Origin of the sequence: Stenotrophomonas sp. AS1 (assembly GCF_048957655.1) — a bacterium.
Taxonomy (GTDB): Bacteria; Pseudomonadota; Gammaproteobacteria; order Xanthomonadales; family Xanthomonadaceae; genus Stenotrophomonas; species Stenotrophomonas bentonitica_A.
Genome location: NZ_JARVXM010000009.1, coordinates 341,478 through 362,006, shown reverse-complemented (window position 1 = coordinate 362,006; position 20,529 = coordinate 341,478). Strand labels below are relative to the sequence as shown.

19 protein-coding genes and 1 pseudogene are annotated in these 20,529 nt (G+C 62.3%); 19 read left to right on the top strand and 1 reads right to left on the bottom strand.

The annotated features are described in order from the left end of the window. The first annotated feature begins 188 nt into the window (after positions 1–188). The 15 genes and pseudogenes from dnaA to PV764_RS18640 all read left to right on the top strand — a co-directional run. Entirely contained in the window at positions 189–1,523 is a 1,335-nt protein-coding gene (gene dnaA / locus PV764_RS18710; RefSeq protein ID WP_046272260.1) for a chromosomal replication initiator protein DnaA, read from the top strand. Positions 1,524–1,799: 276 nt separating this feature from the next. Further along, a complete protein-coding gene (dnaN, locus tag PV764_RS18705) occupies positions 1,800–2,900 on the top strand; it encodes a DNA polymerase III subunit beta (protein ID WP_019184048.1) in 1,101 nt (366 codons plus the stop codon). A 1,186-nt stretch (positions 2,901–4,086) separates the two neighbouring features. Next, positions 4,087–5,184 carry a DNA replication/repair protein RecF gene (gene recF / locus PV764_RS18700; RefSeq protein WP_019184049.1) on the top strand — a complete coding sequence of 366 codons (1,098 nt, stop codon included), beginning with the start codon at positions 4,087–4,089 and terminating at the stop codon, positions 5,182–5,184. Positions 5,185–5,297: 113 nt separating this feature from the next. After that, a complete protein-coding gene (gyrB, locus tag PV764_RS18695; RefSeq protein ID WP_019184050.1) occupies positions 5,298–7,757 on the top strand; it encodes a DNA topoisomerase (ATP-hydrolyzing) subunit B in 2,460 nt (819 codons plus the stop codon). Positions 7,758–7,824: 67 nt separating this feature from the next. Further along, the gene (locus tag PV764_RS18690) at positions 7,825–8,676 is read left to right on the top strand and encodes a CPBP family intramembrane glutamic endopeptidase (RefSeq protein WP_019184051.1); all 852 of its coding nucleotides are present in this window, start codon (positions 7,825–7,827) and stop codon (positions 8,674–8,676) included. A 71-nt stretch (positions 8,677–8,747) separates the two neighbouring features. After that, complete coding sequence (locus tag PV764_RS18685) at positions 8,748–9,554, top strand: M48 family metallopeptidase (protein WP_019184052.1); 807 nt, start codon at positions 8,748–8,750, stop codon at positions 9,552–9,554. Between the two features lie 142 nt (positions 9,555–9,696). Further along, complete coding sequence (locus PV764_RS18680; RefSeq protein WP_019184053.1) at positions 9,697–10,893, top strand: tetratricopeptide repeat protein; 1,197 nt, start codon at positions 9,697–9,699, stop codon at positions 10,891–10,893. Between the two features lie 146 nt (positions 10,894–11,039). Then, positions 11,040–11,708 carry an energy transducer TonB gene (locus PV764_RS18675; RefSeq protein WP_019184054.1) on the top strand — a complete coding sequence of 223 codons (669 nt, stop codon included), beginning with the start codon at positions 11,040–11,042 and terminating at the stop codon, positions 11,706–11,708. An 86-nt stretch (positions 11,709–11,794) separates the two neighbouring features. Further along, complete coding sequence (gene exbB / locus PV764_RS18670) at positions 11,795–12,553, top strand: TonB-system energizer ExbB (RefSeq protein WP_019184055.1); 759 nt, start codon at positions 11,795–11,797, stop codon at positions 12,551–12,553. A gap of 57 nt (positions 12,554–12,610) precedes the next feature. Further along, positions 12,611–13,036, top strand: a complete 426-nt coding sequence (locus tag PV764_RS18665; RefSeq protein ID WP_019184056.1) for an ExbD/TolR family protein — start codon at positions 12,611–12,613, stop codon at positions 13,034–13,036. Positions 13,037–13,039: 3 nt separating this feature from the next. Next, positions 13,040–13,453 (top strand): ExbD/TolR family protein, encoded by a 414-nt coding sequence (locus PV764_RS18660; protein ID WP_019184057.1) that lies wholly within the window; start codon positions 13,040–13,042, stop codon positions 13,451–13,453. 115 nt (positions 13,454–13,568) lie between these two features. Then, positions 13,569–15,029: a cardiolipin synthase gene (gene cls / locus PV764_RS18655; RefSeq protein ID WP_046272265.1), complete on the top strand. Its 1,461-nt coding sequence runs from the start codon at positions 13,569–13,571 to the stop codon at positions 15,027–15,029. 68 nt (positions 15,030–15,097) lie between these two features. Further along, a complete protein-coding gene (locus PV764_RS18650) occupies positions 15,098–15,358 on the top strand; it encodes a hypothetical protein (RefSeq protein ID WP_019184059.1) in 261 nt (86 codons plus the stop codon). A gap of 4 nt (positions 15,359–15,362) precedes the next feature. Continuing rightward, complete coding sequence (locus PV764_RS18645; protein ID WP_421117260.1) at positions 15,363–16,106, top strand: pyridoxine 5'-phosphate synthase; 744 nt, start codon at positions 15,363–15,365, stop codon at positions 16,104–16,106. 261 nt (positions 16,107–16,367) lie between these two features. After that, positions 16,368–16,604: pseudogene (locus tag PV764_RS18640) on the top strand (radical SAM protein); the annotation flags it as partial. 159 nt (positions 16,605–16,763) lie between these two features. Here the strand turns inward: PV764_RS18640 and PV764_RS18635 are convergent. Then, the gene (locus PV764_RS18635; protein WP_012478633.1) at positions 16,764–16,988 is read right to left on the bottom strand and encodes a helix-turn-helix domain-containing protein; all 225 of its coding nucleotides are present in this window, start codon (positions 16,986–16,988) and stop codon (positions 16,764–16,766) included. An 80-nt stretch (positions 16,989–17,068) separates the two neighbouring features. On the opposite strand from PV764_RS18635, the gene PV764_RS18630 reads away from it, so the two are divergent. The 4 genes from PV764_RS18630 (at position 17,069) to PV764_RS18615 (ending at position 20,326) form a co-directional block, all read left to right on the top strand. Further along, positions 17,069–17,404 carry a hypothetical protein gene (locus PV764_RS18630; protein WP_012478634.1) on the top strand — a complete coding sequence of 112 codons (336 nt, stop codon included), beginning with the start codon at positions 17,069–17,071 and terminating at the stop codon, positions 17,402–17,404. Positions 17,405–17,554: 150 nt separating this feature from the next. After that, positions 17,555–18,646 (top strand): PA0069 family radical SAM protein, encoded by a 1,092-nt coding sequence (locus PV764_RS18625; RefSeq protein ID WP_021204599.1) that lies wholly within the window; start codon positions 17,555–17,557, stop codon positions 18,644–18,646. 299 nt (positions 18,647–18,945) lie between these two features. Then, positions 18,946–19,734: a hypothetical protein gene (locus tag PV764_RS18620; protein WP_232418926.1), complete on the top strand. Its 789-nt coding sequence runs from the start codon at positions 18,946–18,948 to the stop codon at positions 19,732–19,734. A 118-nt stretch (positions 19,735–19,852) separates the two neighbouring features. Continuing rightward, on the top strand, positions 19,853–20,326 hold the full coding sequence (locus PV764_RS18615) for an NIF family HAD-type phosphatase (RefSeq protein ID WP_021204601.1): 474 nt from the start codon (positions 19,853–19,855) through the stop codon (positions 20,324–20,326). Positions 20,327–20,529: the final 203 nt, after the last annotated feature.

Genomic DNA, 20,529 nt, shown 5'->3' with positions numbered 1-20,529 from the left:
AAGTGTCTGTCACTACGGGAATTCACCGGGCTGTGCAATAGCTGTGGATCGTTTTGTGAATAACTTTGGGACAACCATTCCCGGCCCCCCTCGTCGGTGGTAGTCTGCGCCATCCATTCTTCCCCCCTTCCGGCCTGCGGTGCGGCGCTTTTGTTCGCCTATCCGCTGGCCCCAGACGATTATTGCCGATGGATGCCTGGTCTCGTTCCCTCGAACGCCTCGAAGCGGAGTTTCCGCCCGAGGATGTTCACACCTGGTTGAAGCCGCTGCAGGCAGATCTGCGCGCGGACAGCCTGGTGCTTTATGCGCCGAACGCCTTCATCGTCGACCAGGTGCGCGAGCTGTATCTGCCGCGCATCAAGGAACTGCTGGCGCACTTCGCCGGTTTCGGCGACGTTTTTCTTGAAATCGGCTCGCGTCCGCGCCCGGTGGAGGCGCAGATCGCGCCGATTCCGGGCCTGTCCGCACCGGCGGCACCGGCCGAGCCCCTGGTGCCGTTCGCCGGCAACATGGATTCGCACTACACCTTCGCCAACTTCGTGGAGGGCCGCAGCAACCAGCTGGGCCTGGCCGCGGCGTTCCAGGCGGCGCAGAAGCCGGGCGACCGGGCCCACAACCCGTTGCTGCTGTACGGCGGAACCGGCCTGGGCAAGACCCACCTGATGTTCGCGGCCGGCAATGCGATGCGTCAGGCCAACCCGGCAGCCAAGGTGCTGTACCTGCGTTCGGAACAGTTCTTCAGCGCGATGATCCGTGCGCTGCAGGAAAAAACCATGGACCAGTTCAAGCGCCAGTTCCAGCAGGTGGACGCGCTGCTGATCGATGACATCCAGTTCTTCGCCGGCAAGGACCGTACCCAGGAAGAGTTCTTCCATACGTTCAACGCCCTGTTCGACGGCAAGCAGCAGATCATCCTGACCTGTGACCGGTACCCGCGCGAAGTCGAAGGCCTGGAAGCACGACTGAAGTCGCGGCTGGCCTGGGGCCTGTCGGTGGCGATCGAGCCGCCGGACTTCGAGACGCGTGCAGCGATCGTGCTGGCCAAGGCCCGCGAGCGTGGCACCGATATCCCCGACGATGTGGCGTTTCTGATTGCCAAGAAGATGCGCTCCAATGTCCGCGACCTCGAAGGTGCGTTGAATACCCTGGCCGCACGCGCCAATTTCACCGGCCGTGCGATCACCACTGATTTCGCCCAGGAAACCCTGCGCGACCTGCTTCGCGCCCAGCAGCAGGCGATCAGCATTCCCAACATCCAGAAAACCGTGGCCGACTACTACGGGCTGCAGATCAAGGATCTGCTGTCCAAGCGTCGGACCCGCTCGCTGGCCCGTCCCCGTCAGGTCGCCATGGCCCTGACCAAGGAACTGACCGAGCACAGCCTGCCGGAAATCGGCGACGCCTTTGCCGGCCGGGACCACACCACGGTGCTGCATGCCTGCCGGCAGATCCGGACGTTGATGGAAGCCGACGGCAAGTTGCGGGAAGACTGGGACAAGCTGATCCGGAAGTTGAGCGAATGATGCATGTACGCCGCTAAGGCGTCATCGCATAAAACGGTGCAGAATCCGGTAGTAAGCGAGGTATAGGTTGTGGATAAAAAAGCCGCTCGATTCGGCGGTAAAGTTATCCACACCTTTCCCCACCCCTTGGGGGCTAGTAATGCAGAGGGTTTCGAGGTCAAAAACCCTTTTGTTTACAAAGGCTTAGTCGTGTTTTCCCGCGATTCTGGCCCTACCAGCACCACCAAGCTTTTGATTTATTCCACATTTTTTTAAAGCATAGGGGCACGGAACCACATGCGTTTCACACTGCAGCGCGAAGCCTTTCTCAAGCCGTTGGCACAAGTCGTCAACGTGGTCGAACGCCGCCAGACCCTGCCGGTTCTGGCTAATTTCCTGGTTCAGGTCCAGAACGGACAGCTGTCGCTGACCGGCACGGACCTGGAAGTGGAAATGGTGTCGCGGATCGCGGTGGAAGATGCCCAGGACGGCGAGACCACCATCCCCGCCCGCAAGCTGTTCGAGATCATCCGTGCCCTGCCCGACGGCAGCCGGATCACCGTCTCGCAGACCGGTGACAAGATCACCGTGCAGGCCGGGCGCAGCCGCTTCACCCTGGCAACGTTGCCGGCCAATGACTTCCCGTCTGTCGACGAAGTCGAAGCCACCGAGCGCGTGGCCATCGGCGAAGCGACCCTGAAGGAACTGATCGAACGCACCGCGTTCGCGATGGCCCAGCAGGACGTGCGCTACTACCTCAACGGCCTGTTGTTCGACCTGCGTGGCGATGCCCTGCGTACCGTGGCGACCGATGGTCACCGCCTGGCGCTGTGCGAAACCGAGCTGGAAAAGGCCAGCGGTGCCAAGCGCCAGATCATCGTGCCGCGCAAGGGCGTGACCGAGCTGCAGCGCCTGCTGGAAAGCGGTGATCGCGAGATCGAGCTGGAAGTCGGCCGCAGCCACGTGCGCGTCAAGCGCGACGATGTGACCTTCACCTCCAAGCTGATCGACGGTCGCTTCCCCGATTACGAGGCTGTCATCCCGATCGGTGCCGATCGCGAAGTGAAGGTCGATCGCGAAGCCCTGCGTGCCTCGCTGCAGCGTGCTGCGATTCTGTCCAACGAGAAGTACCGCGGTATCCGCGTGGAAGTCTCGCCGGGCAACCTGAAAATCAGTGCGCACAACCCGGAGCAGGAAGAAGCCCAGGAAGAGATCGAGGCAGATACCACGGTCAGCGACCTGGCCATCGGCTTCAACGTGAACTACCTGCTCGATGCCCTGTCGGCACTGCGCGACGAGCACGTCGTGATCCAGCTGCGTGATTCGAACTCCTCTGCCCTGGTCCGCGAGGCCAGCAGCGAGAAGTCGCGTCATGTAGTGATGCCGCTGCGTCTCTGACCTGGCGCGCTGGTTCCACGTGGAACCGAGTTGTTTGAGAAGCCCGGCACTGCCGGGTTTCTTTTTGGGCGAAAGAAGCGATGTTCCACGTGGAGCATCGTCGTAGCGTTGAACCTTGGAGATGCTTGGTTCGTCTGCCGGCCTGCCTGCTTGTCTGACCGGGTATCCGCACACGCAGGCCTGCTGCATGGGTAGGGGGTGAAGGCCGATCTCCATGGTTACCGGCCACGTGAACCAAGGTCGCCACCGGCACACGCGATTCGCATCCCCGCTGCGCTCACAAACCAGTGGCGATCTTGCGATGGGGTGATCGTTATCGAACGCAGGTGCAAAAGTGGCTCGGTAGCGCCTGCCCGCAGCCAATCTCGCGAATCCTGTTAAGCCGCCACTGCGAACCAAGACAGATTTCTCTCCAGATCTGGAGCGCCGCGACGAGCCGCTTTTCTGCCGCTGAATCACAGCTCTATGCTTTTAAAAACTGTATATAAATCTAAAGCTAGGTGGTGGTGGTAGGGCCAGATTTGGTTGAAAAGTAGGTTAAGTGGTTGGTTATAAAGGGAATTAGGGCCTCGAAACCCCCGGTAAAACAGGGCCTGAGCCTGGGGGTGATCCTGTGGATATCTTTAAAGGCTCTTCCAGGGCCTCTTTTTATCCACAGATTGCCCTTAGGTTGTGCATAACTCATACATGGGGGGTGTGGACAGTCTCGTTTGGGTCTGCGCGAGCGTCCTTCATTTCTGACGGGGTCCGCTTCGGCGACGCGCGCAGAATTCAAACAATCCAGCTCGGACGTACTGATCGGGCTGCTGGGCGCCCTGGAAAACGCCGCGGATTTCTTGAAATCTGCAGCACCATGGGCCTGGACGAGCCTCAGAATTGAAGAAATTGAGCGCGTTCTCGAGCCTCCGGGTGGAGGTCGACGGGCATGTTCCACGTGGTACAGCAGGCCTGAGTGAGTCCCCTAAGCCGCCTCGTCTGCCTTGCATTGCCCTGCTCCACATCGGACAGTGGGATTCGCCATCGTCCGCCGGGGCCCGGCACTTCCTCCCGCCGCTGGGTGAAACGCCGGGGACTGTACGGCGGCGCACTTCCAGGGCTGCTTGCACCACGTGGAACCAGGGCAATGCAGTAAGCTGATCGATTCCCCGCTACCCCTCCGCCGCCCGGCGCGGCGTCGATCTTCCGCATGCATATCCGCCGTCTCTCCCTGCATCAGGTTCGCCGCTTCGATACCGTCGAACTCGCGCCGAAACCGGGCATCAATCTGATCACCGGCGACAATGGCGCCGGAAAGACCAGTGTCCTGGAGGCGCTGCATGTCATGGCGTACGGGCGCAGTTTCCGTGGCCGGGTGCGGGATGGGCTGGTGCGCCAGGGCCGGGAGGCGCTGGATGTCTTTGTCGAATGGGATGAGCAGCGCGAAGGCGCCGAAACCCCGACGCGGCGCAAGGCCGGGCTCCGCCACAGTGGGCAGGAATGGAAAGGCCGACTGGACGGCGAGGATGTCGCCCAGCTCGGCACCCTCTGCGCAGCGCTGGCGGTGGTGACCTTCGAGCCAGGTAGCCACGCGCTGGTCAGTGGCGGCGGTGAGCCCCGTCGGCGGTTCCTCGATTGGGGTTTGTTCCACGTGGAACCAGACTTCATGGGGCTGTGGCGGCGATACTCGCGCGCCCTTAAGCAGCGCAACGCCCTGCTCAAGCAGGGCGGCCATCCGCACGCCCTGGATGCCTGGGATCGAGAGCTCGCCGAAGCCGGCGAACCGCTGACCACCCGCCGGCAGCACTACCTGGAGCGGTTGCAGGAACGAACCGTGGAACTGGCCGCCGTCCTGGCCCCCAATCTGGGCATCCAGTCGCTGAGCTTGAGCCCAGGGTGGCGCAAGCAGGAGGTTTCACTCTCCGATGCCCTCCTTCTGGCCCGGGAACGTGACCGGATGGCTGGCTATACCTCGGTCGGTCCACACCGGGCCGACTGGAGCGTCGGATTCGAGACCATTCCCGGCCGGGATGCACTCTCGCGGGGGCAGGCGAAACTGACGGCCCTCACCTGCCTGCTGGCACAGGCCGAAGACTACGCCGAGCAGCGCGGCGAATGGCCGGTCATCGCATTGGACGACCTGTCTTCGGAGCTGGATCGGCACCACCAGGCACGGGTGCTGGAGCGCTTGAAGGCCGGCCCGGCGCAGATCTTCATCACCGCCACTGAAGTTCCGGCGGCACTGATCGACGCGACAGATATCACGCGGTTCCACGTGGAACATGGACAGGTCCAGCCTGTGCCATAGTGGTCCCCCAGGGGCCACGGTGCCCGGCTGGTATAATTGCTGTTGCAACCCCTTATTACTCGGCGCCCCGCCTCACCGCGGCGGACCGACCTGCGGAGCCTACGGCAAGCGCAATGACTGAAGAACAGAACATCCCCGCAAACAGCGGCAACTACGACGCCAACAGCATCACCGCCCTGGAAGGCCTCGAGGCTGTCCGCAAGCGTCCTGGTATGTACATCGGCGACGTCCATGACGGCACCGGTCTGCACCACATGGTGTTCGAGGTCGTCGACAACTCCATCGACGAAGCCTTGGCCGGCCACGCCGACCATGTGTCGGTGATGATCCACGCGGACGGTTCGGTCTCGGTGTCGGACAACGGGCGCGGCATCCCGACCGGCAAGCACGAGCAGATGAGCAAGAAGCTCGATCGCGAAGTCTCCGCCGCCGAAGTCGTGATGACGGTCCTGCACGCCGGTGGCAAGTTCGATGACAACAGCTACAAGGTGTCTGGCGGCCTCCACGGCGTGGGCGTCAGCGTGGTCAATGCGCTCTCGCAGAAGTTGCTGCTGGATATCTACCAGGGCGGCTTCCACTACCAGCAGGAATTCGCTGACGGTGCTGCGGTCAACTCGCTCAAGCAGGTTGAAGCCAGCACCAAGCGCGGTACCACCCTGCGCTTCTGGCCGTCGGTGAAGGCGTTCCACGACAACGTCGAGTTCCACTACGACATCCTGGCCCGCCGCCTGCGTGAGCTGTCCTTCCTCAATTCCGGCGTCAAGATCGTGCTGGTGGACGAGCGCGGCGACGGCCGGCGCGACGACTTCCATTACGAAGGCGGCATCCGCAGCTTCGTGGAGCATCTGGCGCAGTTGAAGACGCCGCTGCACCCGAACGTGATCTCCGTCACCGGTGAGTCCAACGGGATCGTCGTGGACGTGGCGCTGCAGTGGACCGATTCCTACCAGGAAACGATGTACTGCTTCACCAACAACATCCCGCAGAAGGATGGCGGTACCCACCTCGCCGGTTTCCGCGGTGCGCTGACCCGTGTGCTCAACAATTACATCGAGCAGAACGGCATCGCCAAGCAGGCCAAGATCAACCTGACCGGCGATGACATGCGCGAAGGCATGATCGCGGTGCTGTCGGTGAAGGTGCCGGACCCGAGCTTCTCCAGCCAGACCAAGGAAAAGCTGGTCAGCTCGGACGTGCGCCCGGCGGTGGAAAGTGCCTTCGGTGCGCGCCTGGAAGAATTCCTGCAGGAAAACCCCAACGAAGCCAAGGCGATCGCCGGCAAGATCGTGGACGCGGCGCGTGCACGTGAAGCGGCCCGCAAGGCGCGCGATCTGACCCGCCGCAAGGGCGCGCTGGATATCGCCGGCCTGCCGGGCAAGCTGGCCGACTGCCAGGAAAAAGATCCGGCGCTGTCCGAACTGTTCATCGTCGAGGGTGACTCGGCAGGTGGCTCGGCCAAGCAGGGCCGCAACCGCAAGAACCAGGCCGTGCTGCCGCTGCGCGGCAAGATCCTCAACGTGGAACGCGCCCGCTTCGACCGCATGCTCGCCTCGGACCAGGTCGGTACGCTGATCACCGCGCTGGGCACCGGCATCGGCCGGGACGAGTACAACCCGGACAAGCTGCGCTACCACCGCATCATCATCATGACCGACGCCGACGTCGACGGCGCGCACATCCGTACGCTGCTGTTGACCTTCTTCTACCGTCAGATGCCGGAGCTGATCGAGCGTGGCCACATCTACATCGGCCTGCCGCCGCTGTACAAGATCAAGCAGGGCAAGCAGGAGCTGTACCTGAAGGATGACCCGGCGCTGGATGCGTACCTGGCCAGCAGCGCGGTGGAAAACGCCTCGTTGATCCCGGCCGAGAGCGAACCCGGCATCGAAGGCGTGGCGCTGGAGAAGCTGCTGCTTTCCTACGCCTCGGCGCAGGAAACCATCGCGCGCAACGGCCATCGTTATGACCGCCAGGTGCTGGAAGCGCTGATCGATTTCACGCCGATGGATCTGGAACACCTGCGCAAGGCCGGCGCCGACGAAGGCCTGGCCGCGCTGGCCACCCGCCTCAACCAGGGCAGCCTCGGTTCGCCGCGTTATACGCTGGAACTGCAGGAACCCACCGACGAACGTCCGGCAGCCGTGCTGGTCACGCGTCGCCACATGGGCGAACAGCTGATCCAGGTGCTGCCGCTGGCCGCATTCGAGACCGGCGAACTGCGTGCCCTTCACCAGTCCTCCCTGCTCCTCCACGGCCTGGTCCGTGCCGGTGCGAAGATCAGCCGCGGTGCCAAATCGGCCGAGGTCGGCAGCTTCGCCGAGGCGCGCAACTGGCTGCTGGATGAAGCCAAGAAGGGTCGCCAGATCCAGCGATTCAAGGGTCTGGGTGAAATGAATCCGGAGCAGCTCTGGGACACCACGGTCAATCCCGACACCCGTCGCCTGCTCCAGGTGCGGATCGAGGATGCCGTGGCTGCCGACCAGATTTTCAGCACGCTGATGGGCGACGTGGTCGAACCGCGCCGCGACTTCATCGAAGACAATGCGCTGAAGGTCGCCAACCTGGATATCTGACACAATCGGGGCAAGGCCGGCCGGGGGCGACCCTGGCCGGCCATCGCCCCCCGATGCCAGGAATCCGATGTCCGTTACCCCCCCGGCGTCCATGACGCCTCCGCTGCCCCCCGCTGTTCCACCATCACCGCGCAGGCCGGGTTCTCCGCTTGCAGGGTTCTTCATCGATCTGGGCATCGGCGTGGCGGTGCTGCTCTCGCTCAGTCTGATCAGCGGTTTGGCCTGGGGGCTCTACCGCGGTGCGATCGTCGGTTACCAGGCGGCGCGCGACGGTGCGGATGCGTCCGCGGTCGCCGGTCTTGCCCAGCAGCTCGGACAACCCGGTGCCCTCGCCCAGATCCTGATGGCGCTGGTCGCCACCGGTGGCGCGGCACTGGTGCTGTATTTCTTCCGTCGTCGGGCCACGCCCGCCGAACGGGCGCTGTCGTTCCAGGCCGCCCGTCGCCCATCCACCTGGGGGTGGACACTGCTGGTCGCCACCGGGGTGATCGTCGGCAGCAATCTGATCGCGTGGCTGGCCAAACAGGGCGGTATCGAGCCGGTGCCGACCAACCTGGCGCTGATGGAACAGGCGATGACGCGCTTCCCCTGGTTCCTGGCGCTGTTTGCCGTGGTGCTTGCTCCGGCCTATGAGGAACTGCTGTTCCGCCGGGTGCTGTTCGGCCGCCTGTGGCAGGCCGGCCGGCCGCTGCTGGGCATGTTGCTGAGCAGCCTGGCCTTCGCCCTGGTGCATGAAATTCCCGGTACCAGCGCCAACGGCCCATGGGAAATCGCCCAGCTGTGGCTGGTCTATGGCGGCATGGGCGCCGCCTTCGCCTGGCTCTACCAGCGCACCGGCACCTTGTGGGCGCCGATCGCCGCGCATGCGTTGAACAACGGCATTGCCCTGGCCGCCCTGATGTTTCTGGGCATCCAATAACGACCATGCGGCTTGACGAAAATTTACGTCGCCACGTTCCACACTGCGCATATGAACACGGGGGATCGCACATGAAACCAGTGCTGTTGGGAATTGCCATCGCCATGCTGGTGAGCGCGTGCGCCACCACCACCTCACCCACCGGCCGCCGCCAGATGGTGGGCGGGGTATCGCAGGCCGAGCTGGACCAGCTGGGCGCGCAGGCGTTTACCGAGACCAAGTCCAAAGGTACGTTGAGCACCGACCCGAAGCAGAACGCCTACGTCCAGTGCGTGGTGAATGCGCTGGTCGCTCAGCTTCCCGCACAGTACCGTGGCGTACGGTGGGAGACGGCCCTGATGGTCGACAAGGAACCCAACGCGTTCGCTTTGCCCGGCGGCAAGGTCGGGGTCAATACCGGCATCTTCACCGTCGCCAAGAACCAGGATCAGCTGGCCGCCGTCATCGGCCACGAGATCGGGCACGTGATCTCCCGCCACCACGAAGAACGCATCACCCGCCAGATGGGTGCGCAGACCGGGCTGTCGGTCCTCGGCGCGCTGGCGGGCGCGGCCTACGGCGAGGGCGCGGCCAGTACCGTCAGCCAGCTCGGCGGCGCCGGTGCCCAGGCGGCCTTCCTCCTGCCAGGCTCGCGGACCCAGGAAAGCGAGGCCGATATCGTCGGCCAGCGCCTGATGGCCGAGGCCGGTTTCAACCCGGCCCAGGCGGTCGATCTGTGGCAGAACATGATGGCTGCCAGCGGCGGCCGGTCACCGCAGTGGCTGTCCACCCACCCCGATCCGGCCAACCGCATCCGGGAATTGCAGCGAGACGCGCCCTCCCTGAGTGGTGTATACCAACAAGCCCAGGCGGCCGGGCGTCGTCCGAAGTGTGGCTGACGCGCCCGTATGCGACCAAAAGATGCTGTATTGCAGCATCGGAAACGATTTCTCACGCCATCAGTTTCTGATACGTTTGGCGGCTCAGATTTTTCTGACAGTCCGTTTTGATGCCGCTGCGGCGGTTCGATCGAGGTGAAAGATGATTTTCAGCAACCACAAGCAAGCCGTCCTTTCCGTCCTCATCGCGACCGCTGTAAGTGGCGCCATGATCACCGATGCCTTCGCCCAGGCCCGCTCGTCGGAGCGTGGCGCGCGTGGTGGGAAGAAGCAGGCCAAGGCCGAAGTGCTCTACCCGAACGCGACCCGCCAGGAGCCGGAGCAGAAGTCCTCGGCCAAGGTCGGCCCGAAGCTGCAGAAAATGATTGACAGCTACAACGACCAGAAGTTCCCGGAGACGCGCGCGCAGGCCGACGAAATCCTGGCCAATCCCGCCGCCAACACCTACGACAAGTCGCTCGCCGCGCAGCTCGCCTCGCAGGCGGCCTACCAGCTGGACGACGTCGCCTCGGCCAAGAAGTACCTCGAGCAGGTGCTGCAGCTCGGCGGCCTGGACAACAACGGCCATTACCAGTCGATGCTGATGCTGGGTCAGCTGCAGCTGCAGGATGACCAGATCAACGAAGGCCTGGCGACCCTGGACAAGTACTTCGCCGAGACCAAGTCGAACAAGCCCGAAGAGCTGATCGCCAAGGGCCAGGCGCTGTACCAGGCCGAGCGCTATGCCGAGGCCATCCCGGTGCTGCAGCAGGCCATCGCCGGCTCGCCCGAGCCGAAGGACAACTGGAACCAGTTGCTGATGGCCGCCATGGCCGAAGCCGGCCAGACCGGCGAAGCGGTCAAGCAGGCTGAAACGCTGGCTGCCAAGAACCCGAACGACAAGAAGGCCCAGCTGAACCTGGCCAGCATGTACATGCAGGCCGACCAGATGGACAAGGCCGGCGCGGTCATGGCCAAGCTGTACGCAGCCGGCCAGCTGACCGACGAGCGCGAGTACAAGCAGCTGTACTCGATCTACGCCAACAGCGAGAACAAAGAAAAGGACGTCATTGCCGTTATCAATGATGGCCTGCAGAAAAACATCCTGAAGCCGGATTATCAGGTATACCTGGCACTGGCCCAGGCGTACTACTACTCCGAGCCGCAGCAGGCGGACAAGGCGATCGAGGCGTGGCAGAAGGCTGCCCCGCTTTCCAAGGATGGCGAGACCTACCTGAATCTGGCACGCGTGCTGCATTCGGAAGGTCGCATTCCGGAGGCCAAGCAGGCCGCCCAGCAAGCGCTGGCGAAGGGTGTGAAGAACCAGGCGGATGCGAAGAAAATCATCAACCTGAAGTAAGTAGGAATAACGCCTGAATGCCTGCACAAGTGATGCGCAGGCGCTCAGGATTGGTATAAGCTTGGAGGTTCCTGCGGTGTCATGCACCGCTGATCATGGGCTACCTGTCCCCGGGTATCCCGGCCCCACTAATGAGCTCTTGGCGCATGACGGAACAACTAGTCGTTCACAGGTACGAACAACGCGATGACACCGGCCTCTCCTGGCCGCGTATCGTGGGTATCGCTTTTGTAATCGCACTGCATCTCGCCGCCTTCATGATGCTTCTGATCCCGGCTGTGGCTCCCAAGGCCGTCGCGGAGAAAGAACGCAACATCATGGTGACCCTGGTCGACGCTCCGCCGCCGCCCCCACCGCCGCCGCCGCCGCCGCCGCCGGATGACACTCCGCCGCCGCCGGTCAAGAACCTGTCGCCGCCGAAGCCGTCCCCGGTTCCGCCGCCGCCGCAGGCTCCTGTGGTCGATATCCCGGACCCGCGTCCGACCGACATCGTCACGCCGCCTTCGCCGCCGTCGCCGCCGCAGCCGCCGAGCACCATTGAGGCAAGCGTCGACATCTCGTCGAAGAACATGAACCCCCCGCGTTACCCGCCGGCCGCGTTCCGTGCTGGTATCCAGGGTGAAGTCATCCTGATCATTGACGTCGATGCCAATGGCAACGTCACCAATGTGTCGGTCGAGAAGTCCAGCCGTAACCGTGACCTTGACCGCGCCGCCATGGAAGCAGCTCGCAAGTGGAGCTTCCGTTCCGCGGAATCGGGCGGGAAGAAGGTCGCAGGTCGCGTTCGCGTCCCGGTCAACTTTGCGCTGAACTGATAGTGGCCGGTGGCCCGCCGGCCACCGCCTCTAGCGGTTATTTCTAGCAATACCCTTTATCACCACACACAACAAAGGTAAGCGTCATGCTGCAGGAACTTTTCATCGCCGCTGCTGCCGGGGGCAACTCCAACGCCCTGTCGCAGATGGGCTTCGAGCACCTGATCCACGAGATGACCACCCAGCCGGGTGACTTCGCCGTCTCCTGGGTCGTGCTGCTGACCCTGATCATCATGTCGGCCATGTCCTGGTACTGGACCGTCATCAACATCTTCCGCGCCACCCGTCTGAAGGCTGCTGCCGACAAGGTCGTGAGCCTGTTCTGGGATACCCCGAACGCCCAGGACGCCATCCGTGCGATGGAAGAACAGCCGGCTTCGGAGCCCTTCTCCAAGATCGCTCTGGACGCTGCACAGGCTGCTGCGCACCACCAGCGTTCGGAAGGCGGCACCTCCGGTGGCCTGGGTGAGAACCTGAGCCGTTCGGAGTTCGTCGATCGCGCCCTGCGTCAGGCCGTGACCCGCGAAAGCAACAACCTGCAGTCGGGCATGACCCTGCTGGCCACCGTCGGCGCAACCGCTCCGTTCGTGGGTCTGCTGGGTACCGTGTGGGGCATCTACGGCGCGCTGATCAAGATCGGTGCCACCGGTTCCGCCTCGATCGACGCCGTTGCCGGCCCGGTGGGTGAAGCACTGATCATGACCGCCATCGGTCTGTTCGTGGCTATCCCGGCCGTGTTCGCCTTCAACTTCTTCAGCAAGATCAACAGCGCCACGATCAGCAAGTTCGATACGTTCGCTCACGACCTGCACGACTTCTTCGCCACCGGTTCGCGCGTTCGCTAATAGCGACGCGCGTCACCCAGCGAGAACGTAGTCAACACGATCTAGACGGAGCCCGTTATGGCTTTCAGTAGTGGTAACAGCGGCGGCCCCATGGCCGACATCAACGTTACGCCCCTCGTGGACGTGATGCTGGTGCTGCTGATCATCTTCATCATCACGGCGCCCCTGATGTCCCACAAGGTCAAGGTGGATCTGCCTGAGGCCAACCTGGTGCAGAATCCGGAAGACGCTGAGAAGCGTTCGAGCCCGATCACCTTGGCAGTCAAGGAAGACGGCTCGATCTACTGGAACGACGAGGAAATCGACAAGCAGACGCTCGAGTCGCGCTTGGCGACCGCCGCCCAGCAGACCCCGCAGCCGCCCCTCAACCTGCGTGGTGATCGCACCACCAAGATGCGCGTCATCAACGAGATGACGAAGATCGCGCAGGAACAGGGCATGCTCGACGTTGGCTTCGTCGCCACCAAAGAGAAGGGGCAGTAAGCCATGGCGTTCAGTACTGGTGGTAACAAAGGCCCCATGGCCGACATCAACGTCACGCCCCTCGTGGACGTGATGCTGGTGCTGCTGATCATCTTCATCGTCACCGCGCCGATCATGACGTACCCGATCGCCGTTGACCTGCCGCAGCGCGTGCTCAACCCACCGCCGGTGACTGTCGAACCGCCGCCGCCGATCGAGCTGAAGGTGGACGCCAGCAACCAGGTGTCGTGGAACAACAGCCCCGTGGCTGTGAGCGAACTGCAGCAGCGTATGGAGCAGGAAGTGCAGCGTGATCCGACCAACCAGCCGGAACTGCGCATCGATGCCAGCCCGGACTCCGAGTACGACGTGATGGCCAAGGTGTTGGCTGCCGCGAAGAATGCTCAGATGAAGAAGATCGGCTTCGTACAGCAGTAATACGCAAGACGCAGTCATGACGCGACTGGAAAACGCCCCTGGAAACAGGGGCGTTTTTTTTGTGCCACCGCCTGTGGATACGCGCCAGCGCCACGCCGCCCGCTATCATCCGGCCATGCTCGCAACCTTCGATCTCTTCGGGGACTGGCTCGACGCCATCCCGCACCTGCGCCCGCTGATGGTGGCGGCCTACATTCTCTATCTGCTGTGGTTGATCGGCTGGATCATGCTGCAGAAGCGCGAGCCGGTCGCCACGCTGAGCTGGATCCTCTCGCTGGCCGCCCTGCCCTACGTGGGGCTGTTCATCTACTACCTGCTCGGCCCGCAGAAGGTGAAACGACAGCGCCTGCGCCGTGGCCGTTCGCGCTCGGGCATGGAGCACTACAGCAGCGTCTGCCCGCCGGATGCGGACTGCACCGAGCTGGCCAAGATCGCCCAGGCCACCACCGGGCTCTCACCGAGCTCGGCCACCGAGGTGGAGTGGCTGGTCGATGGCGCGGCCACCTACAGCGCACTGCTTGCCGCGGTGGCCACGGCCAAGGACCACCTGCACCTGGAGTACTACATCTTCAATCCGGACCACGCCGGCACCGCGCTGCGCGATGCGCTGACCGAGCGTGCGGCGGCCGGCGTGCGCGTGCGCCTGCTGCTCGATGCGGTCGGCTCGTCATCCATCCGCAAGCGCTTCCTGCAACCGCTGCTGGATGCAGGTGCCGAAGTCGTCTGGTTCCATCCGCGGCAGCTGCTCAAGCCGTTCAAGCGGCCCTGGTTGAACCTGCGCACGCACCGCAAGCTCGTCATCATCGACGGCCTGCAGGCCTTTACCGGCGGCATCAACATCACCGATGAGGAAGACGAGAGCGTCCGCCCGGATGCGTATCGCGACCTGCACATGCGGCTGCGTGGCCACGTGGTGCGCAGCCTGCAGCTGGTCTTCATCGAGGATTGGATCTACGCCACCGGCCAGGAGCCGGCGCGCTTCAACATCGCGCAGTTGTGGCCCGAGACCATGCCCAGCCGCAGCGAGGGCAGCATCAATGCGCAGGTGTTGGTGTCCGGTCCGGACTCGTCATGGGAGACCATCCACCGGCTGCACGTGGCGGCGATCCACGAAGCGAAGGAGCGCGTCTGGCTGGTGACGCCCTACTTCGTGCCCGGCGAGGCCGCGCGCATGGCGCTGACCTCGGCCGCACTCGGCGGCCTGGACGTGCGCCTGCTGGTGCCCAAGATGAGCGACTCCTGGTTCGTTACCCAGGCCGCGCGTTCCTACTTCGACGAGTTGCTGCAGGCAGGTGTCAAGATCTACGAGTACGGCCCGCGCATGCTGCACACGAAGGCCTTCATCGCCGATGACGATGTCTGCATCGTCGGCAGTGCCAACTTCGACCACCGCAGCTTCCGGCTCAACTTCGAGCTCTCGATGATGATCAGCGATACCGACCGCGTGGCCGCGCTGGCCGAGATCCTGCTGGCCGAGTACAGCAGCGCCTCGCCGGTCTACAACGATCGCCAGCGTTCGCTGTGGCGGCACCGTGTTCCCGAGGCCTTCGCACGCTTGGCATCGCCGTTGCTGTAGCCGTCACTCCCCGTGGAACCGCACCGGGCGCCAGCGCTACACTGGCCCGGTCAATCGGGGAGAACGACATGTACTGGCTGTTTCTGCTGTTCGCGCTGGCCTGTTTCGGCATGGCGCTCAAGACCCCCCACATGGGGCTGATGGCGCTGTCGCTGCTGGGCACCCTGGTGTTCCTGCTGGCGTGGGTCCGCGGCCTCTACGTGGCCCGCTTCGGCGATGTGCAGCCCACCCGCGCGGCCATCACCGATCCCAACGAACTCCGTCGGCTGCGGGAGCTCGCCCTCCAGGCGCGTACCCCGACCGCTCAGGGTGAGTCCGACCCCTCGTAGTGCCATGACCCAACTCAGCGTCAACGTGAACAAGATCGCCGTCCTGCGCAACTCGCGCGGCGGCACCGACCCGGACGTGCTGCAGGCCGCCCGTGCCTGCCTGGATGCCGGCGCGCACGGCATCACCGTGCACCCGCGCCCTGACCGCCGCCACATCCACGCCGAGGACGTGCTGGCGCTGTCCGCGCTGACGGCCGAGCGCGGCGTGGAGTTCAACATCGAGGGCAACCCGTTCGCGCCCCCGCGTGAGGGTTACCCCGGTCTGCTGCCGCTGTGCGCGCAGACCCGCCCCGCTCAGGCCACCCTGGTGCCGGACGGCGACGGGCAACTCACGTCCGACCACGGCTTCGACTTCGGCCGGGATGCTGAGCGCCTGCGCCCGCTGATCGCCGAGTTGAAGTCGTATGGCTGCCGGGTCAGCCTGTTCGTGGACGCGGGCAATGCCGACATCGCCCAGGCCGCGGCCATCGGGGCCGACCGCGTGGAGCTCTACACCGGCCCCTACGCCGAGGCGCATGCCGCCGGTGACGCCTCGGCCATGCTGGCCGTGTTCGCGGATGCAGCCCGCCGCGCCCAGGCGGCCGGCCTGGGCGTCAACGCCGGGCACGACCTGTCGCAGCACAACCTGGCGGCATTCCTGCAGGCGGTGCCCGACGTGCTGGAGGTCTCCATTGGCCACGCCCTGATCAGCGAGGCGCTGTACGACGGGCTGGATGCCACGGTGAAGGGGTATCTGCGGCTGCTGTAATGCGGCGCGTAACCCTGCCGCGCAATGCGCCCGGGATCCGGTAGGAGCCGACCGTTGGTCGGCTCTGGCACGCGCTCCCCCCTGTGGATAATTTTGGGGATCAATCCGATTCCCTCCCCCGGCAGCCCTTTGCTGCCAAGGGTTTCACTTCCAATTACGCCTGTGGTTAGTAATACTACTAACCATGGATACCTCCCATCCCCGCCGTTCCGACGCCACGACGTCTCATTCCCTGAGACCTCCCGGCGATAGCCTTTGACGATGGGTATTGCGATCAAAGGCCGGGGCTCCCGCACGCACCTGGCGGGCCGCTTCGAGGTCACCGTCAGCGAAGCGATGGACGACGGCTGGGCGCCGGACGAGAGCGAAGAGTTTGCCGCGCCGCGCCTGCGCACCGAAGTACGCGCCGAGACCGCGCGCAGCATCATCAGCCGCAACAAGTCGCCGGACGTCGGCTTCAGCCAGTCGGTCAATCCGTACCGCGGTTGCGAGCATGGTATCAATACCCCCTGATTGTTCACTAGATAAATCCATATAGATCAACAGGTTAGAGAATAATCAGTAAACACATTGCTATCGGCACAATCCCCCGCGCAGTGCCGGCCAAACACGCCCATCCTGGAGAGGTTGGCCAACCTTCGTGGTCTGCAAAGAGTGTTAGAGCCCTGCGGCGCGCAGCAGGGCCGACATCGAGGTACCCATGCCTTTAGCAACTCGCTCCAAGGTAGCGAGAGTGAGGTTCTTTTCGCCACGCTCGATCTTGCTGTAGTAGGCGCGGTGCATCTGGATGTGGTCAGCAAAGGCTTCTTGGCTGACACCCAGATCAATGCGATGCGCGCGGATCACATCTGCAAGTTTCGCTTGGTTCGTATGCTCGACCATACGAAGCAGCTTGTGGTTCCAGTACTTTAAAGACTACGCCTCTAAAGGTAGTCTACTTATAAGTACTAATTGCATCTCCCATGAACTTTTACCTCGTATGTCCGGAACTGGAGTTCACTCTTGAGCTTCCCTTTTCTCCCATGGGCAGGGAGCAGGTCGCTATGCAGATGCGTCGAATGCAAGAAGAGGAAGGGCAAGCAAGAGGCTTTGAGTACCGCCTGGCAGAAGAGCTCTCAAAGCTCATCCCCCAGCTAACGGATTGGGACATCAAGCCGCCCACGGGTGCACAGATGGCATATGCGACTTCGCTCTGCGCACAGTTGGGCATTCCACTGCCTGCAGCAACACGTCGATCGCGGGCATTGATGCAGATCTTCTTGGCGGAAGCCAAAGCGCTCCATGGCCAACGCAGCTGATAAAGGCCTTGCCAGCCGAAGCTGTGGATAAGCCTGGGCAGAACCTACTCGCCAAACGACCGTATGGCCTACAGCTAGCTGAATTTCACGGTGTTGCGGCGCCTGTGGTTAGCAATAATACTAACGGCCCGACCTTCCCAAGTTGTCGCCATGGAACAGGATGCTCGAAAGGCCCAAGTTCCCCTCAAAGGCAGAGGGGCCGCATCGCGTGTCCCAAGCCGTTTCGATACCACTGCAACAGTGGGAGTCGACGACGGCTGGGAGTCGGTCTACCAGGAGATGGAAGACGCGCCACCGCTGAGAACTCAGGTGCAGGAAGAGCGAGCGCGCACAGTGATCAGCCACAACTCATCCCCTGACGTTGGCTTTAGCGCGTCGGTCAACCCGTACCGCGGCTGCGAGCATGGCTGTGTTTACTGTTTTGCTCGCCCTTCTCACTCCTACTTGAGCCTTTCACCAGGCTTAGACTTCGAGACGCGCCTGTTTGCAAAGACAAATGCCCCGGAGCGCCTCAGAGCAGAAATTAGCAAGTCGAACTACAAGTGCACCCCGATTGCGTTGGGGATAAACACAGACGGCTATCAGCCGATTGAAAGGAATTACCAAATTACACGCCAATGCCTTGAGGTGCTTGCTGATGCCAAGCATCCGGTGAGCTTCGTCACCAAGAGTGCCTTGATCACCAGGGACGTCGAACTGCTGGCGTCGATGGCCAAGGATCGGTTGGTTACGGTCTACTTCTCGGTCACCACGCTCGACAGGAAGCTATCTGCAAAACTGGAACCACGAGCTGCTGCTCCCCACGCAAGGCTGCGAGCAATGAATCAGCTGCACGAGGCAGGAGTACCGGTAGGGGTTTTGATCGCGCCGGTCATTCCCATGATCACCGACCATGACCTAGAAGCCATCCTTGAGGCTGCTCACGAACACGGCGCTCGGGCAGCAGGCTACGTGCTTCTCAGGCTACCCAACGAGATTAAGGACATTTGGAGAGAATGGCTCGAGCTGCACTATCCGGACCGCGCTGCGCACGTGCTTAGCTTGATGCGACAGATGCATGGTGGAAAGGAGTATGACGCCAGCTTTGGCACCAGGATGTCCGGAACTGGCCCTGTAGCGGACTTGATCCGGAAGCGCTTTGAAAAGAAGCATCGTGAACTCGGTTTCACTAGGCTGCCAGCGCTGGCCACTCATCTTTTTCAACCTCCCCAAGACAAGTCGCCACAGGGGCAACTTTTCTAGCCGAACGGAAAACGAGGCTAGCATCAGTACAAAGCTATGGATGCAGTCCGAGCGGCGCCTACAGGGACAGAGCGTCCTAGGTTTCTGAGTACTGATACCATCTCCCCGAAAAGGAAATAGCATCTCCTCCGCAGCAAGCTTAGACGGCTTTCCAAACATATTTGGTTATCCCGCTTCCTCATGAAAAGGACCAGCGTATGCCCAAGCAAGTGAGAGGTTAATCAGTCTACCGAAGCACGATTGAGCGGCTGCCACAGTTTCGCATTCTTAGCGGCCCACTCACAGAACACCAAGCGGCGATGCTGGGATTCGACGACCTTCCGCTCGCAGGCGCTTCCATTGTGCCAAGCGCCGAAGGACCCGCGACGTTATTCAATGCCCGAGGCAAAGAGATCATCCGAAAGGACCTTCCGATGGTCACCAAGTCTCGATCAATCAATACCTCGTGGAAGGACTGGCACGGACACACTCACCACGGTACTCAGACAAGATCCTATGAGACCTATCCCAGGGAATACGTTGCACCACCTGGTGAATTCCTCACTGCTGTAGATACAGACAGTGGTATCGCAATGGCTACTAGGATCATTGACCGGACGGAGCCAGAAGAGAGCATTGCAAACCTCCTCAACATCTACCTGGAATGCTTCCAACACTTCGAAATCGTTGACCCGGACCTCGCGGTGCCGGTCAGGGTCGAGAAGATCAACTGGCGCATTCTCCCTCCGGGGAAGTTCCCGTTCGATAGAGCGATGCAGGTATTGGATAGTTATCTGAAGCAGTTGACCGACAGCGACCGCGCAGTCGCTAAGCAGCGCATCCGGACCATCACTCGTCACGAGCCCGACTTCATGGCAGTCGGATTAGGCGGTTTCAGTGAGTACATCGTTTTTGGGTTCACGGGAAGGAATCGATACGTGTTCGAGAGTCCCGAGTCAGGCAATGCCACTTACATCTTCAGGAACGAGTGGGAGGCGGTGTCTCAGCTCACCAAACGCCAGATCCTTCAAGAGCAGCTGCAGGAGACCAGGATCATCCACACCTCGCGTTGGGCCGTAGAGGTCTCAGAAGCAATCCAACGGAAGTGAAGTGGTTGGGCAAAGTTTCAGAGGGGCGTAGCCCGAACCGGTACCCTGTGACCCACGCCATGGATAGCTACCTACCGATGCGTTTACTCAGGCTTAGAAGCTTAGACAGGAACTCCCAATGAAGCCAACCATCCTGGCACTGGACCTCGAAGGCACGCTCATCTCCAACGCAGTCAGTCAGATTCCTCGCCCTGGGCTTCACCGGTTCCTAGAGGATGTCCGATCGCAGTTCGAGGAACTTGTACTGTTCACTACGGTTCCCGAGGCACTTGCAAGAAGAATTGCCGGACTCCTGGCTAGGGAAGGCAGTGTTCCGGCATGGTTTGTCGAGCTTCGATACATCCACTGGTCTGGAAGGACAAAGGATCTTTCCTATGTCTCCCCCCACGTGGGTGAAGCCCTTCTCTTGGATGACCATGGCCCCTATGTGCATGATGGGCAGGAGAGACTGTGGGTCGAGATCCCGCTGTTCGGCTCCCCGTACTCGTCAGACGATGACGGGTTGCAGATCGCAGCTGAACGCCTGACCGATCGCATCATTGAACTGCAGAGTGCATCCGACCTTGGCCACATGATCGCCGATCATGGCTGAGCAGCGCGTTGTCTCGATGGCTCGTTGAAAGAGCGCGTATGCAGCGGCCGTCCTCTCGCACATTCGGCACAGTTAGGGATCAGCACGCGGGCAGCACTCGAGAAACTCTTTGATAGCGTCGCTCCGGAGAACCCGGAGACGGCCAACCAAAGGTTGCCAGCAATCAAAAGTGGTGCAGTGGCGTTGCGGCAACCTTACCTTTG